The 15,392-nt window shown below is 59.9% G+C and carries 13 protein-coding genes; 2 read left to right on the top strand and 11 right to left on the bottom strand.

Annotation, left to right across the window (positions count from 1 at the left end; translation table 11 throughout):
- Window positions 1-13: 13 nt before the first annotated feature.
- Window positions 14-1,198, top strand: a complete 1,185-nt coding sequence (locus tag AC3CHX_RS26470; protein WP_488630919.1) for a LytR C-terminal domain-containing protein — start codon at window positions 14-16, stop codon at window positions 1,196-1,198.
- Between the two features lie 37 nt (window positions 1,199-1,235).
- Here the strand turns inward: AC3CHX_RS26470 and AC3CHX_RS26465 are convergent, their stop codons facing one another.
- From AC3CHX_RS26465 to AC3CHX_RS26440, 6 genes are all read right to left on the bottom strand, one after another.
- On the bottom strand, window positions 1,236-1,982 hold the full coding sequence (locus tag AC3CHX_RS26465) for a LuxR C-terminal-related transcriptional regulator (RefSeq protein ID WP_488630918.1): 747 nt from the start codon (window positions 1,980-1,982) through the stop codon (window positions 1,236-1,238).
- 11 nt (window positions 1,983-1,993) lie between these two features.
- Entirely contained in the window at window positions 1,994-3,664 is a 1,671-nt protein-coding gene (locus AC3CHX_RS26460) for a sensor histidine kinase (RefSeq protein ID WP_488630917.1), read from the bottom strand.
- A 101-nt stretch (window positions 3,665-3,765) separates the two neighbouring features.
- A complete protein-coding gene (locus AC3CHX_RS26455) occupies window positions 3,766-4,092 on the bottom strand; it encodes a barstar family protein (RefSeq protein WP_488630916.1) in 327 nt (108 codons plus the stop codon).
- A gap of 245 nt (window positions 4,093-4,337) precedes the next feature.
- On the bottom strand, window positions 4,338-6,002 hold the full coding sequence (gene ggt, locus AC3CHX_RS26450; RefSeq protein ID WP_488644944.1) for a gamma-glutamyltransferase: 1,665 nt from the start codon (window positions 6,000-6,002) through the stop codon (window positions 4,338-4,340).
- A gap of 342 nt (window positions 6,003-6,344) precedes the next feature.
- Window positions 6,345-9,734, bottom strand: coding sequence for a pyruvate carboxylase (locus AC3CHX_RS26445; RefSeq protein ID WP_488644943.1), 3,390 nt, complete (start codon window positions 9,732-9,734; stop codon window positions 6,345-6,347).
- 261 nt (window positions 9,735-9,995) lie between these two features.
- On the bottom strand, window positions 9,996-10,910 hold the full coding sequence (locus AC3CHX_RS26440) for a polysaccharide deacetylase family protein (RefSeq protein ID WP_488630915.1): 915 nt from the start codon (window positions 10,908-10,910) through the stop codon (window positions 9,996-9,998).
- 174 nt (window positions 10,911-11,084) lie between these two features.
- Between AC3CHX_RS26440 and AC3CHX_RS26435 the strand changes: the two genes are divergently transcribed.
- Window positions 11,085-12,227, top strand: coding sequence for an NAD(P)/FAD-dependent oxidoreductase (locus tag AC3CHX_RS26435; protein ID WP_488630914.1), 1,143 nt, complete (start codon window positions 11,085-11,087; stop codon window positions 12,225-12,227).
- A 56-nt stretch (window positions 12,228-12,283) separates the two neighbouring features.
- Here the strand turns inward: AC3CHX_RS26435 and AC3CHX_RS26430 are convergent, their stop codons facing one another.
- From AC3CHX_RS26430 to AC3CHX_RS26410, 5 genes are all read right to left on the bottom strand, one after another.
- A complete protein-coding gene (locus AC3CHX_RS26430) occupies window positions 12,284-13,552 on the bottom strand; it encodes a DEAD/DEAH box helicase (protein WP_488630913.1) in 1,269 nt (422 codons plus the stop codon).
- A gap of 139 nt (window positions 13,553-13,691) precedes the next feature.
- The gene (locus tag AC3CHX_RS26425) at window positions 13,692-14,498 is read right to left on the bottom strand and encodes an FRG domain-containing protein (protein ID WP_488630912.1); all 807 of its coding nucleotides are present in this window, start codon (window positions 14,496-14,498) and stop codon (window positions 13,692-13,694) included.
- Between the two features lie 154 nt (window positions 14,499-14,652).
- Window positions 14,653-14,832, bottom strand: a complete 180-nt coding sequence (locus AC3CHX_RS26420; protein ID WP_488630911.1) for a hypothetical protein — start codon at window positions 14,830-14,832, stop codon at window positions 14,653-14,655.
- A 21-nt stretch (window positions 14,833-14,853) separates the two neighbouring features.
- Window positions 14,854-15,036 carry a HEPN domain-containing protein gene (locus tag AC3CHX_RS26415; protein ID WP_488630910.1) on the bottom strand — a complete coding sequence of 61 codons (183 nt, stop codon included), beginning with the start codon at window positions 15,034-15,036 and terminating at the stop codon, window positions 14,854-14,856.
- Window positions 15,037-15,050: 14 nt separating this feature from the next.
- Window positions 15,051-15,389 (bottom strand): nucleotidyltransferase domain-containing protein, encoded by a 339-nt coding sequence (locus tag AC3CHX_RS26410; RefSeq protein WP_488630909.1) that lies wholly within the window; start codon window positions 15,387-15,389, stop codon window positions 15,051-15,053.
- Window positions 15,390-15,392: the final 3 nt, after the last annotated feature.

The raw sequence follows: 15,392 nt of genomic DNA, 5'->3' as shown, positions 1-15,392 counted from the left end.
AAGGAAAACCATCATGTGCAAACTCCGTCCGATCGTCGCTTCCGTCCTGGGCGCCTGCCTGCTGCAGGCCTGCGGGACCGCGCCCACCAAACAGGCAATGGCGATGCAGCCGCTGCTGCGGATCAGCCACTCGTCCGACCAAAGCGCGGCAACCTACTACCAGCTCGGCAAATATCAGCAGGAACGCGGCCACCTCGATCTTGCCGTCGCCGCCTATACCCATTCGATCGCGCTCGCCGACCAGTCGCTGGAGCCGCGCAACGCTCTCGCTGCGATCCTCGCCCGGCAAGGCAGGCTTGACGAAGCGAAGTCCATGCTGCTGCAACTCGTTGCCGACTACCCGGCGGTCGCCCGCCCGTACAACAACCTCGGCTATGTCTACTATTTACAGGGCGATTTCGAGACAGCAATCACTACCCTGCAACGCGCACTGGTGCTGGATTCAGCCAGCGAGCAGGCACGCAATAATCTGAAACTGGCGCAGGCGGCAGTGGCGACCCAGGGCGAGCTTGCAAAAATTTCGCAGGCGCTTGCGGCGGCTGCGAGCGCGCCGAAAGATGGGTTATCCGACGCGACAACTGTGCATCGAATGCAAGCCGATGCTGTAACGGAAAACGCGCTGTTGCCGCCACAAAAACAGACCGGCCCCGAACCGGGAACAGCGGCTGCCGCTTTCGCCATCGTTGCGCCGCCGGTATACGAGCGCACGATGCCGCAAACCCGCATGGAGCTGGTGCAAGTCATGCCCAACGTCTATCAACTGCAACCGAAGAGCGCCATTGCGCCGCTCATCGCGCAACGGCAGCTTGCGCCGGTGCCATTCACGCCTGCGGCTCCCGCGGTGCTTGTCGCGAGCGCTGCCAAAGTATCCAGAGTGGAAGTCGCCAACGGCAACGGCATCACCGGCATGGCCAAGCGGATAGGGCATCTGCTCGGTCAGCAGGGCATCGCAGTGAGTCGGCTGACCAATGAACTTCCATACACGCAGCAGACCACGAAAATACAGTATCGGGTTGGCTACGAGCAGGCAGCCGAGGCGTTGAAGAACGCACTGCAGGGCCATGCGGTGGTGGTACTCGCCAGTAATTTATCCGGCCGTTCCGATGTGCGACTGGTGCTGGGCAAAGACGCCGGCGCGACTATGGCCCTGATTGAAGGAACCGGCGCCGAGTCGCGTCTGGCATTGAACGCGAACTGATCGGGTCGCATCATTGCATGCGCATGCAGCACGCTTTCTAAACCTGCTTATGCACTCTCGGCATTGCGGGATGCACGGCGGCGTTCGTTGAATTGTCATCCGGAAGGTGGCTTCCAAGCCGGTGTTTGATGGCATACACGTACAGCTCAAGCCGATTGCTGACATCCAGCTTGTGGTACATCGAAGTCAAATGGTTGCGCAAGGTGTGCTCCGATATGAACAGTTTTTGCGCCAGCGTTTTATTCAACGCGCCGTTTCCTGCGACCACCATGTCGAGAATTTTTCTTTCCTTGGCGGTAAGCGTCGCTATTTTTTCCGCTTCGGGGTCGGGCTTGCTTGCTGCTATGGGATGCACGACGCCGCCGAACACCCTGCCGAGCATTTCATGGCCGATCCATATTTCGCCTTGATGCACTTTTTCGATCGCCTTCAGGACTATGTCCGCCGATGCGTCCTTGCACAACACACCGCGCGCGCCGCGAACAACCGCCAGATCCAGGGTCGCATGGTCACGCGCGCCGGTTAAAATCAATGCGCGCGATACGCCGTTCGCCAGGAGAGCGGGAAGAATATCGAGCGAACATTCTCCGCCAAGGTCGAGATCCAGCAAAATGACATCGGGGACCAGCTGGCCGACCAGCGCCAGTGCTTCGTCGCAACTGCCCGCCGTCCCGACTACCTCCATCCTTGCGCTTTCACCCTCGATCAATCTTGCCAATCCCCACAGCATCGTCTTGTGATCGTCGACCAGCATCACGCGTATCGTTTTTTCGGCCAGCATCATTTTTCCCCTTTTCAAGCCGGTATTTCGATGTGTACGGCTGTACCGCCGTTCTCCCCTTTCTCTACGTGCGCCGTCCCTCCCAGCGCGGCAGCCCGTTCCGCAATCGACCATGGCATGAACGGGGTTGGCTGCGCGTCCAGGCATTCATTTTCGATCTGGATATGGAGCCTGCCGTCTGCGCACCTGAGTTTGATGAAGCCGCGCCGCGCGCTGGTGTGTTTGCGGATATTGCTCAACCCCTCGTTGACCATCTGAAACACCTCCGCAGCCAGGCGATCGCTCATGTCCAGCCCGCCCTCCGTGCTGACCGCGATATCGATTCCGTAGAATTCCCTGGCTTGTGCCGCTTGCCGGCGCAGGGCCACCAGAAACACCGGTTCGCTTAGCCCCTGTCCGTTGTTAAACGTCCCGGCATAGCGGCGCAGATCGCCTACCACCTGCGTTGCCATGGCCGTTAATTTGTCGAGATCGTCGATCAGCGGATTATCGGCGGCAGCTTTATTGCGCACGGCGCTTAACCCGAGTTTCAAGCCTATGTAGGGCTGGATGGTGGTGTCATGCAGATCCCGCGCAATCTTTTGGCGCTCCCGCAAGGCAGCTTCCGAAGCCAGCCGGTCCAGAAGCTCGATGCTCTCAATGACCGGAAACGCCTGCGCTCCGATATGACTCAAAAACAGTGCATCGGCTTTGCTGAACCCGATTTTCGAGGAGACGACATACATGCGGCCCTCGCCTTTTCTCAGCGCCAAAGGCGCGCTGATAAAGGAACGTGCTTCGAGCAGCTCGGCCAGACTCTCGCCTGGTTCGCCCACGCGCTTGATCCATCTGACTTGTGCAGGGTCCAGCGTCCGGGTTCCTCCGGTGCGGGGCAGCGCCGGCAAGAGCGGGCTGTTGTAGACGGCGATCTGCTCCTGCGAAAAAGCCATGAGCGGCACCGCGGCTTCTGCGCTGATCGGCTCGGCAAAGATCGCTCTTCCTGCATGGTCTTCCATTGCAGTACGCAGCGACCACGTCGCGGCCTCAGTGTCCCACTTCACCAGAATGCAGCTGCTGGCCTTGAAAAACGTCCGCGTCTGTTCCAGGACAGAGGCGATGGTGCGATCAACTCCGAAGCGCGGATTCGACAACTGGCTGACATCGCGCAGCAATGCCAGCCGGCGCTTTTGCGCCACGTCGGATTCGCCCCAGTACGCGATCATGTAGCCGAGCGCAAGAATGAAGGTGGTGCGCAACAACAGCCGGGCGATTTCGGCTTCCGTCACGGATACCAGGCCGGTGACGACGAACAGCGCTGATGAAGCAAGGGTGACGCGCGCGCCTTCTTCGAAACCCCAGCGAAAAGACGCAGTGAGGATTGCGAAGAAGAAGAAGAGGAAAAAAAAGCTGTTGCTGCCGCCGGTGAAGAAAACGATGAGCGCATACCAGCCAACATCCAGCCAATGGATCAGCTTGCTTTGCAGGAACGGCCGTTCAAGCTGCGAAAGGATGTAAAGGACAACGCTGTGAAGGATATAACCGCAAAAAACGAGCCGGGCGAAACTGGTGGGCTCGTTGATGCCTTGAGGGTCGATAAAGACTGTTAATAAGGCCGAAGCGGAGAGCACAAGCCGCATCCTGCCGACCATTGTTGCGTCGGCGGCATCCCTTGCAAGCCGTGAGCTTATTTCGCTGTCATAGTTCACAACGTATCCAGCCATTTTTTATGTTTATTGAATTGTGTATATCACGCATCAAGGGCGGATTCAAGTGTCCAATATGCAACAATGTGTTATTCGACTGACTACTAGCTCAATTTCAATATCAACGCCGGTTTTTCGCCGTAGTCGTCATAGCGTTCGTTGATGGCGCCGACACAAAACTCAAGTTCTTCCATGATTTCCGGCGCCTGCTGGCGCAGTTGTTCGCTATGCGATACATCGATGGTCAGGGTTTCATTCGGCTTCAGACGAAATTTACTCATGCCGTCCTCGTCGCGCAAATAGCTCAGGCAATCAATCCAGGCGCTCATGTTGCGCCCATAAAAGTCGGGGAAGCCGAAGGCTTTTTGAGATTCGGTATGAAAGGCATCCCAATTGGTAAGGACGGCGCCGTCTAAGCGTACTGTTGGCATGGTGTCATTCTCGCTTTTTCATGGAAGAGGTGCGGTGTGGGGTTCGGTGATAAAACCGATTTTACCCACGTGTGCCTGGCGCCGTCGCTAAATCAACTTTGGTGATTTGTGTCTGCCAGGCAACTTTATTCCAGCCTTGCCGACAGTCTCCTAGACATTATTTGCCACAGAATAGAAAAAAGGAAGCGCATGCGCCTCCTTTTTTCAATCTCCTTCAGGTCAGCGTTGCGACCTGGCCGGATGGTTTAATACCCCGTGGCCGCGCCGGAAGGCCGACGGCCATCGTTGGCACCGTAATAAAAGCCGGGAAGCACCTTGCCCGACACGCCCGCATCGTTACCGGAACTGGCCGCGCTGGTCACGCCGGCCGCGCCGGGCAAACCTATCATGATCAGTTCGGCGGCGCCCCAAGGCGTTTGCTCGGTCATTTTGTAACCCATGTCATGCAAGATCTTCAAGGTGTCCGGCGACAGGCCGCGGGTTTCGTAGTACACCTCGTCCGGCAGCCACTGGTGATGGATGCGCGGGGCGTCTACCGCCTCTTGCGGCGCCATGCCATAGTCGATCACATTCAACGCCGTTTCCAGTGTAATGGTGATGATGCGTGAGCCGCCTGGGGATCCGAGCACCATGAAAGTCTTGCCATCCTTGGTCACCAGGGTCGGCGACATCGACGACAGCGGCCGCTTGCCCGGGGCGATGGAATTGGTGGCGCCTTGTACCAGGCCATACAGATTTTTCACGCCAATCTTGACGGTGAAGTCATCCATTTCATCATTCAGGAAGAAGCCGGTACCCGGCGCAATCACCACAGCGCCGAAGCGGCCGTTGACGGTATAGGTGGTGGACACTGCATTCCCGTTCTTGTCGACGATCGAATAGTGCGTGGTTTCCGGTTTTTCATGCGGCGCCATGCCCGGCTGGACTTCCGCCGAAGGGGTTGCCTTGTCGGCACTGATCTTTTCGCGGATCGACGCTGCGTAAGGTTTGCTCAACAGGCGCTCAAGCGGATTTTTCACGAATTCCGGATCGCCCAGAAACGTGTTGCGGTCCATGTAGGCATGACGCATGGCTTCGGTCATCACGTGGATCGAGGCGGCAGAATGAAAACCCAGCGCCTTCATGTCATAGCCTTCAAGCGTATTGAGGATCTGGCACATGGTGGCGCCGCCCGAGCTTGGCGGCGGTGCCGACACGAATACGTAACCGCGGTAATTGCACGACACCGGGGCGCTTTCGCTAATCTTGTAGTCGGCGAAATCCGCTGCGGTAATAATTCCGTGGCCGCTCTTGGAGGCACGTTCGACCGCCGCTGGAATCGCACCTTTATAGAAGGCGTCGGGGCCGTGGCGCGAGATGGCTTCCAGCGTTTTCGCCAGATCCTTTTGTACCAGCCGGTCGCCCGGCTGCAGCGGCGAGCCGTCGCGGCGCAAGAAGATTCTGGTGGCTTCCGGATCTTTTTTGAAACGCTCGATGGTAGTGTCGAGAATGTCGGTGTCGCCGCGATTGAGGATGAAGCCGTCGCGCGCCAGCTTGATCGCCGGTTGCATGACCTGGGCGCGGGTCAGCTTGCCGTATTTGCGCTGTGCGGTGTCGAGTCCGAGCACCGTGCCGGGTATGCCGACTGCCAGATAGCCGTACAGGCTGGCATCGCCTATGACCTTGCCGGACGCGTCGAGGTACATATTGGCGCTGGCTGCGGCCGGTGCTTTTTCACGGAAGTTGATAAAGGTATCGCGTCCGTCGGCCAGATGGATCGTCATGAATCCGCCGCCGCCGATATTCCCGCAGCACGGATTGACGACCGCTTGCGCATAGCCGACCGCGACTGCCGCATCGACTGCATTGCCGCCCATTTTCAGGATGTCCACGCCGACCTGCGATGCCAGATGCTGCGAGGTCACCACCATGCCGTTTTTGGCCTCGACCGCAGGCACACCAGCTGCGTGAAGATTGCCGATCAAGGCCAGCGCGAGCGCTGATGCGGCCAGCGGCTTTAACCAATTTTTCAAACGCATACATTTCCCCTTTTTATTCACTGTTGTAAGAGCTGTAGATGACGGGAGCCTGGGACTCTGGTCGGCAGGCCGGCAGCTACGCCATTGTAGCCAGCTGCGCCAGTGTTGTGTGTATGCAAGATGCTGAAGTGCAGGGGAGTGCGTAGGCATAGCCGGCATTGTTGCTGGAAAGCCACTATGGCTACGCCGTATGCGCGGAACACGACACGCTGCCGTGTCCGCTGGGAATAACTATCAGGCCATGAACTCAACCAGCAAGTCCTTGGCACTGATCACCGCCCCCGGTTTGACATGGATGTGGCCGACCGTCCCGTTGCGCTCGGCGCGGATCATGGTTTCCATCTTCATCGCTTCGATGGAGACCAGCGGATCGCCTTTTTCCACCTTCTGCCCGGGCTTGACCGCGACGGTGACCACCATGCCCGGCATCGGTGCGCCGACGTGTTTTGGATTACCATCCTCGGCGCGCAGGTGGGTGACGAGCTTGACGGCGCCGGCGCGATCGATGCGGATCAGGCGCGGCTGGCCGTTGAGTTCGAAGAACAGCTTGCTCTGGCCCTCGTCGGTCACTTCCGTCTGGCCTTGCAGGCGCACCACCAGCGTCTTGCCCTGATCGATGTCGATCGAGACTTCCTGCCCATCCTGCAAGCCATAGAAGAACACCGGCGTCGGCAGCACGCTGACGTTGCCGTAATGCCGCCGATGTTCGGCATAGTCCTTGAAGACTTTCGGATACATCAGGTAGGACGACAGCTCCTGCTCGCTGATGCTGCGCTCCACGGCTTTTTCGGCTTCGATGCGCGCCAGGTCCAGATCGACTGGCGGCAAATGCGCGCCGGGACGGCCGACCAGCGGCTGGCCGCCTTTCAGGACTTTCTGTTCCAGCGCTTTCGGAAAGCCGTCGGCCGGAAACCCGAGTTCGCCCTTGAACAATGAAATCACCGAGTCCGGAAACGCCACTTCCTTTTCCGGATTGCTGACATCGGCCGGGCTCAGGTCATTGGCCACCATGAACAAGGCCATGTCGCCCACCACCTTGGAGGTCGGCGTGACTTTGACGATGTCCCCGAACAGCTGGTTGACGTCGGCATACGCTTGCGAGACTTCGGTCCAGCGATGCGCCAGTCCCATTGCGCGCGCCTGTTCGCGCAGGTTGGTGTATTGGCCGCCCGGCATCTCGTGCCGGTACACGTCCGAGGTGCCGGAGCGGATGTCGGCTTCGAATGGCGCATACGCACGGCGTACGCCTTCCCAGTATTGGGAGATGCCAAACAGGGCGCCCGGGTCCAGTTGCGGATCGCGTTCGCTGCCGCGCAGGGCCGCCGCAATGGCCCCGAGGTTCGGTTGCGAGGTCAGGCCGCTCATCGCATCCATCGCCCCATCCACCACGTCGCAACCGGCTTCGATGGCTGCCAGCACGCTGGCGGCACCGATGCCGCTGGTGTCATGCGTATGGAAATGCAGCGGCAGGCCGACTTCTTCTTTTAGCGCCTTGACCAGCATCCGCGCCGCTTGCGGCTTGCAGATGCCGGCCATGTCCTTGATTGCCAGGAGGTTGACGCCGGCGCGCTCCAGTTCTTTCGCCATCGTCACGTAATACTTGAGGTCGTACTTGGCACGACTCGGATCCAGCAGATCGCCGCTGTAGCAGATCGCGCCTTCGCACAACGCCCCGGAGCTGCGCACGGCGTCAATGGCGACGCGCATGTTCTCGACCCAGTTGAGCGAGTCGAACACGCGGAACAGGTCGATCCCGCCCTTGGCGGCCTGTGCAACGAAGTGCTGGACCACGTTGTCGGCATAGTTGGTGTAGCCGACCGCGTTGGAGCCGCGCAGCAGCATCTGGAACAGGATGTTGGGCACGCGCTGACGGAGTTGCGCCAGACGCTCCCAGGGATCTTCCTTGAGGAAGCGCAGCGCCACGTCGAAGGTCGCGCCGCCCCAGCATTCCAGCGAGAACAGGTTCGGCAGGGTGCGCGCATAGGCCGGCGCGATCGCCAGCATGTCGGCCGTGCGCATGCGGGTGGCAAACAGCGACTGATGGGCGTCGCGCATGGTGGTGTCGGTCAGCAATACCTGCGGCTGCTCCTTCATCCATTGGGCAAACTTGTCCGGACCCAGTGCGATCAGCTTGTCGCGGCTGCCGGGCACGAGCGGGGCCAGCCGGTCGGTCTTCGGGATCAGCGGCGGCGGCAGAATGCCGCTGGGGCGGACCCGTCCCTTCATCTCCGGATTGCCGTTGACCGCCACCTCGCCGATGAAGCGCAAGATGCGGGTGGCACGGTCACGCCGTTTGGCGAACTGGAACAGTTCCGGCGTGCTATCGATGAAGCGGGTAATGCATTCGCCCGACTTGAACTGCGGGTGGTTGATGACATTCTCGAGGAACTGCAGGTTGGTCGAGACGCCGCGGATGCGGAATTCGCGCAAGGCGCGATCCATCCTGGAAATCGCCTCGTCGGACGTCGGTGCCCACGCGGTAACTTTGACCAGCAGCGAATCGTAGTACGGGGTGATGACCGCGCCGGAGTAGGCGGTGCCGCCATCGAGCCGGATGCCGAAACCCGAGGCGCTGCGATACGCGGTCAGGCGGCCGTAATCGGGGGTGAAATTGTTTTCCGGATCTTCGGTGGTGACGCGGCATTGCAGCGCGTGGCCGTTGAGGCGTATATCGGCCTGAGCGGGCACGCCTGCCGTCTGGTCGCCAATCACGGCGCCTTGCGTGATCCGGATCTGGGCCTTGACGATGTCGATCCCGGTCACCTGTTCGGTGACGGTATGTTCGACCTGGATGCGCGGATTGACTTCGATGAAGTAGAACTGGCCGGTGTCGGCATCCATCAGGAATTCGACGGTCCCGGCATGCGTGTAGTTGACGGCTCGGCCCAGGCGCAACGCGGCGTCACACAGCGCAGTGCGCGTGGTTTCGTCAAGATACGGCGCGGGAGCGCGTTCCACCACCTTCTGGTTGCGCCGTTGCACCGAGCAGTCGCGCTCGAACAGGTGCACCAGGTTGCCGTGGGTATCGCCCAGAATCTGGACTTCGACGTGGCGCGCGCGCCGCACCAGCTTCTCCAGATACATTTCATCGTTGCCGAACGCGGCCAGGGCCTCGCGCCGCGCCATTTCCAGCTGGCCGGGCAGTTCGGCGGCGCTTTCGATCACGCGCATGCCGCGTCCGCCGCCGCCCCAGCTGGCTTTCAGCATCAGCGGATAACCGACGGCGGCCGCCAGTTCTTGCGCGGCGTCAATATCATGCGGCAAGGCGGTCGTGGCCGGCATCACCGGCACCCCGGCGGCGACGGCGGCATTGCGCGCCGCGACTTTGTTGCCAAGGGTACGCATGACGGTCGGCGATGGACCGATAAAGGCGATGCCGTTGTTGGCGCAGGCTTCGGCGAATTCGGGGTTCTCGGACAAAAATCCGTAACCGGGATGAATCGCATCGACCTTGGCTTCCCTGGCGATGCGGATGATGTCGGCTATATCCAGATAGGCCGCGATCGGCTTCTTGCCTTCTCCCACCAGATAACTCTCGTCGGCCTTGAAACGGTGCAGGGCGAAACGGTCTTCGGCGGCATAGATGGCGACGGTGCGAATACCTAGTTCGGCAGCGGCGCGCATCACGCGGATGCAGATCTCGGATCGGTTGGCGACCAGCAGTTTGCGGATGGGACGTGGGTTAGGCAATGGAATAATCATGATAGAGGCGATGGCATGTTGAACAATCGGTGAGGTATCGGGACGAACTGTCCATCAGGATAAGCAGTTCGGGCAATGTGAAATTTGCTGATTCCGACCAGAATCTGGCCAGATCGGACGTTCCGCCAGCCATGTGCTAAACCATCGTAAACCGTTGCTGCCTCCCCGCGCAACAATGCTTGCCTATATCCACGCCCATAGCCAGTTCCAGAACCCGGGCAAGCGCACCGCTTGCGCGCCGTCACGGACGGTTCTTGCCAGGGCGGCGCGCTCCAGCTCGACTTTATCGTCGTAAAACGGCTTGGCTGCCGTCGGCAGCTGGACCGCGCGCGCGCAATCCATCAGGATTTGCAGATATTCCGCCATGTGATCGGCGGTGTAGCTATTGACATCGTGAAAAGTCACTACCACCGGGATATTTCCAGCGACCACCGGCAACTCGCCCGCGGCGATCCGCTCGCGCACGTCAGTCAACAGATGCAGCATGTTGGAACGTCTTCTCCAGCTGGCCTTGAAGCCATATATCTTGCCGTCATTCGCGCTCAGATCGGTCAGCAAAATGTGCATGCCATGCTGCTGGTAAGCGCCAAAAGTGCGCTGGTCGTAGTTCCAGAACGGGGGCCGCACCAGTTTCGGCGCGCCGCCCTGAATGGCGGTAATGTCGGCGATGCCATCGCTTAGCGATTGCTCGAAGATGTCGGGACTGAGGAAACGATGGTTGGCATGGCGTGGGGTGGCAGTATGAAAACCAAGCAAATGCCCTTCATCGGTTTCACGCCGCAATATGCTGCGCCCAAAGGCGGTCTCGCCAGCACCGGACGAACGGGTTTGCACAAAAAACAGGGCTTTGATGCCGGGTTCTTGCGGATTGTGCGCCAGCGTGTCCAGGATGGACAGTGTCGAATTGTCACTGTGTGGTCTGGCCGGGCCGTCGTCGAAGGTCAGCAGAAACCGGATGGGCGGCTGGGATTTCAAGCGCTCGGCAGTTTGAGGCGACATCGGCACCGGTTCGATAGCGCAACCTGCTGCACTGATCGTAACGACAATCACGATCAAACTGGAGATGATCTTTTTGATATGGCGTGATGCGGAAAACATGGCGTTTGATGAAACGGGTAGCGAGGGCATAGGGCGGCAGACAGGAGAAAAGTGGGCAGAGACGGCGCTAATGATACGTCCCCCGGCCCGCAGCATCAGCTGAAGTTACAAACAACTACAGTTGCGCGTACAGTAACCCTAGAAACGGCATATCAACGATTGAAAGATTGGGATATGGGTAACATCCTGAATGACATGCGTGCGGATTACATCATCATCGGCGGCGGCATTGCCGGTGCTTCGATTGCCTATTGGCTGGCGCCGTTCGGCAGCGTGATCGTGCTTGAGCGTGAGTCGCAGCCCGGATATCACAGCACCGGCCGTTCCGCGGCGCTGTATATGGAAAGCTACGGACCGCCTCAGGTGCGCGCACTGACGGCTGCCAGCCGCTGCTTCTTCGATCATCCGCCTGCCGGATTTTCCGAGCACCCGCTGCTGACGCCGCGCGGCGCGATGACATTCGCGCTGACGGGTCAGGCCGCCCAACTCAATACCCACGAAGCGATTGTACGATCGGCGTCCGCCAACGTTGAGCGCCTGGATGCCGACGAAGCGTGCCGCCGCGTGCCGGTGCTGCGCCGTTCCGAGGTGCTCGGCGCAGTGTACGAAGCCGATGCCGCCGATATCGACGTCGATGCGTTGCATCAGGGTTTTCTGCGCGGCATGCGTGCCGGCGGCGGAACCGTGATCTGTGACGCCGAAGTGCAAACGCTGACGCGCCCGGGCGACGTCTGGGATGTGGGCACGACGCGCGGCTGTTGCCATGCGCCGGTGCTGATCAATGCCGCCGGTGCGTGGGCCGACGTGATCGGCAAGATGGCGGGTGCCGATCCTATCGGCCTGGTGCCGAAACGCCGCTCGGCCTTCCTCTTCCAGCCGCCGGTGGCAATCGATACGTCGCGCTGGCCGCTGCTGATGTGCGTCGACGAGTCGTTCTACATCAAGCCGGAGGCCGGGATGCTGCTCGGTTCGCCGGCGAATGCCGATCCGGTCGAGCCGCAGGACGTGCAAGCCGAGGAACTGGACATCGCCATCGCGATTGACCGTATCGAGAGCATCACCACATTGAGCGTGCGGCGCCCCAGCCATGCCTGGGCCGGACTGAGTTCGTTCGTTGCCGACGGTGAATTCGTCGGTGGCTTCGATCCGCGTGTGCCGGGTTTGTTCTGGGCCGCCGCTCAGGGCGGGTATGGGATTCAGACCGCACCCGCAGCAGGTCAGGCCTATGCGGCCCTGCTGCGCGGCATTCCGCTGCCGGCACGCATCGTGGGTTTTGGCGTCGACGCGGCGGCGCTCAGCCCGGCCCGCTTTGCTTGACGCGGCGCGCCGTACAGCCATCGCGCTGCGCTGTCGGCGAACCCTGCCCTCCGCCGCTAATCTACTGGTCCGCGTGCAGCCGCTTCGCGCAGCTTGTCTTTTTTGCTCTTGCGCTTACCTTTGATGCCGCCGTTGGATGGTTCTGCCGACGTCATGGCTGCCGATGCGGCACCTGACGCGCCGGTTTCGACAGGTTCAAAGCCTGCGATCCGTTCGCGCGGGCACTGCAGCTGATGACGTTTTTCTATGAGACGGAAATGCGCTTCCGTGTCGGCGCTGATGAAACTGACGGCGACACCGGTTGCGCCGGCACGACCGGTGCGGCCGATGCGATGCGTGTAGTCAACCGCCGAGCGCGGCAGGTCGTAGTTCAACACGACAGGCAGTTGCGCAATATCGATGCCGCGCGCGGCGACATCGGTGGCCACCAGCACTTGCAGCTGACCGGCCTTGAAATCCGCCAATACCTGGCTGCGTGCGCCCTGGCTGATCTCGCCGTGGAACGCGGCGGCTTTGATGCCGGCCCGGTGCAGTTTTTCAGCCACGTGCTCGGCAGCGTATTTGGTAGCGACAAAAGCCAGCACCCGACTCCAGCCATTTTCTTTGAGCAGATGCACCAGCAGTTGGGTCCGGCGTTTCGGATCGACCGCGATCGCGCGCTGCAAAATGGCCGGCTGCTCCAGCGGCGCCGGCTGCACTGCAATGCGGGTCGGCATGTGCAGCATTTTGTTAGCAAGCGACTGCACTGCCGGCGGGAAAGTTGCCGAGAAAAATAAATTCTGGCGCAGCGTCGGCAGCAGCGCCAGAATTCGCCCGATCTCGTCGGCGAAGCCCAGGTCCAGCAAGCGATCTGCCTCGTCCAGCACCAGTATCGATAGCGTCGAAATGTTGAGTGCGTTATGGTCGAGCAAGTCCAGCAAGCGGCCGGGCGTGGTAACCACGATATCGGCCCCGCCGCGCAATTCCATCATTTGCGGGTTGATCGATACGCCGCCAAACAAAGCAGCAATCTTCAGCGGCCCTGGAATAAATTGCCCAAGGTTGCGTATCGCGTCGCCTACCTGCACCGCAAGTTCACGCGTCGGAACCAGAATCAGTGCGCGTACCCGGCGCGGCCGTTCGCTGCGCCCATCCTGCAATAGTTGCAAAATCGGCAAAGCAAATGCCGCCGTCTTGCCAGAGCCGGTTTGTGCCGAACCTAACACATCATTGCCGCGCAAAATCGCCGGAATGGCCGCTGCCTGAATCGGCGTTGGCGTCAGATAGCCCCTTTCGCCAACGGCACGCATGAGGGAGGGAGCTAGACCCAGTGAGGAAAATGGCATGAGGGGCCTTAATGATTCGATGGTGGTGAGACTGAAAAATGGCGATGCAGCGTGGTTCGACACTCATTAGATGCGCGATTGTCGCTTGAATTGAGCGTTTGAGTACAGCGTGCCAAAGTATACGGCAGGAGGCAGGCCGTTAAAAGCCATTCCGTTTCAGGGATTCATCCATCAATCCCGGCCAGATGACTTCCAGTTCCAGCCCTATCGACTTGGCCAGGCCGTCCAGATCCGGGAACAATGTCGCATTCGTGATGTTCATCCGATACAGCGCTCGCATCGCTTCCTGTCGAATCGATTGCGGCAAGACTATTTTTTTGATCAGCGTGCTTTCGAACGGATATTGGCTCAGTATTTCGTCCAGCGGTTTATCCAGCACGCCGGGCATGACGAAGGTGCCGGATTGGGCGACCAGCCGCTTGTCCATTTCAGACGGCTCGCCGATCCAGATTATTTCGTTGTCGTCCTGCAGGAAGTAGCGCTCGAAGTTCCCTTTTCTGCGCGGATCGATGGCTTCCCTGGTCAATTCAGGTTTTCCCTTGGGGGTGGCGTTGCCATCCCATAAAACCGGTGTATTCAAGGCAAAAACGGCGGCGTCCGTGACCGCTCTTTCCAGTGCAAAAAACGCAGCGACAAATGGTGATTTCGTAAAATCGAGGAGGCGCGTCGGGGCGCCGTGGTGCTGCATCAATCCCAGGCAGCGCAGGTCGTCGTCCAGCACCGTGGATTTATCCAGGTAATTGTGGGCTTTGCGGCGAAAGATGCGAATCGCCCGCTCTTCGCGCATGCGCCAGGTGGCCTTGTTGGGAATGAAGGCATCGAGATAGCGCGACAGCGAACTTTGCAGCGGCCATTCGGCATCTTGCTGGCCGCGGAACGCCCAACCGTCAAGTTCCGAGGTCAGGGAGACGAATTCATTCCAGCTTGAAATTGCGATTGGACTCATCGAGAGCTCTCCCGATTCAAAAGGGTATCCGGATTTGGCTGTACTTGAGTGATCATAGCTTGCTGAACTCCAGCAATGCGATCAGTGTGGATATGTCCGCCCCGTAGTTCTTCGGCGGGCGGGCGAGTGACCACTCGAACACCGGCAATTCGTATTACGGTTTCTTCTTGATCGCCTCACGGCCGGTGCCTCGGCGCAAACTTGAAGCGGCATCCATATCGGATTTTCTGAAGGTCGACAATGGACGTTGATGCCGCTGTTCGAGTCTCACGATGAGCCATCCCGGCAGCACGACGAGCGCAGCAAGGAGGAAAAGAAAGATATCGTTGTTCATGGTCTCACCCCACGGTTGTCGTTATTGGAGTTGCTCGGCATGAATTCGGCACGCATGGCGGCAACGAAGGTCTCGGCCTGCTATCAGCAGTGCGGCACGAGCCGCGTCGAACATGGCGTAGTAGGCGCGATTGCATGCGCCATCGGCGTCGCCCGTATCAAGTAGCACCCTGGCCGAGGCGGCTGCCTGCGCGGCCTTTGCCATTAAATCGTCCGCCTTCACAGTCGAACCCCTTCTTTGGCGATGTTGTGAAGCAAGGCTGGATTGGAGTAGTTCTCAGGGTGCTCCCATTCGTCGAGCCACACTGGCAGCGGCGAGATGTTGACGCCGGTTTCCAGCAGCACGTCGAAGGCGGCATCGGCCATTGCCAGCGCTGTTCTCAGAATCCTTTGATGTTCGCCCCGCAGCAGCACCGCGACATCGGCGTCGCTGTCCGGGCGGTGTGTGCCGCGCGCCCGGCTGCCATAGACAATCGCGCCGGCCAACTCGTAACGGTCGGCGATCAAGGCGAGGAAGCGGCGGACGGCTTCCTCGGTGTCATGGTCAATGTGATTCACGGG

This window comes from Glaciimonas sp. OK215 (assembly GCF_057787885.1).
The sequence above is the reverse complement of the archived record's forward strand: the minus strand, read 5'-3'. Positions and strand labels throughout refer to the sequence as shown.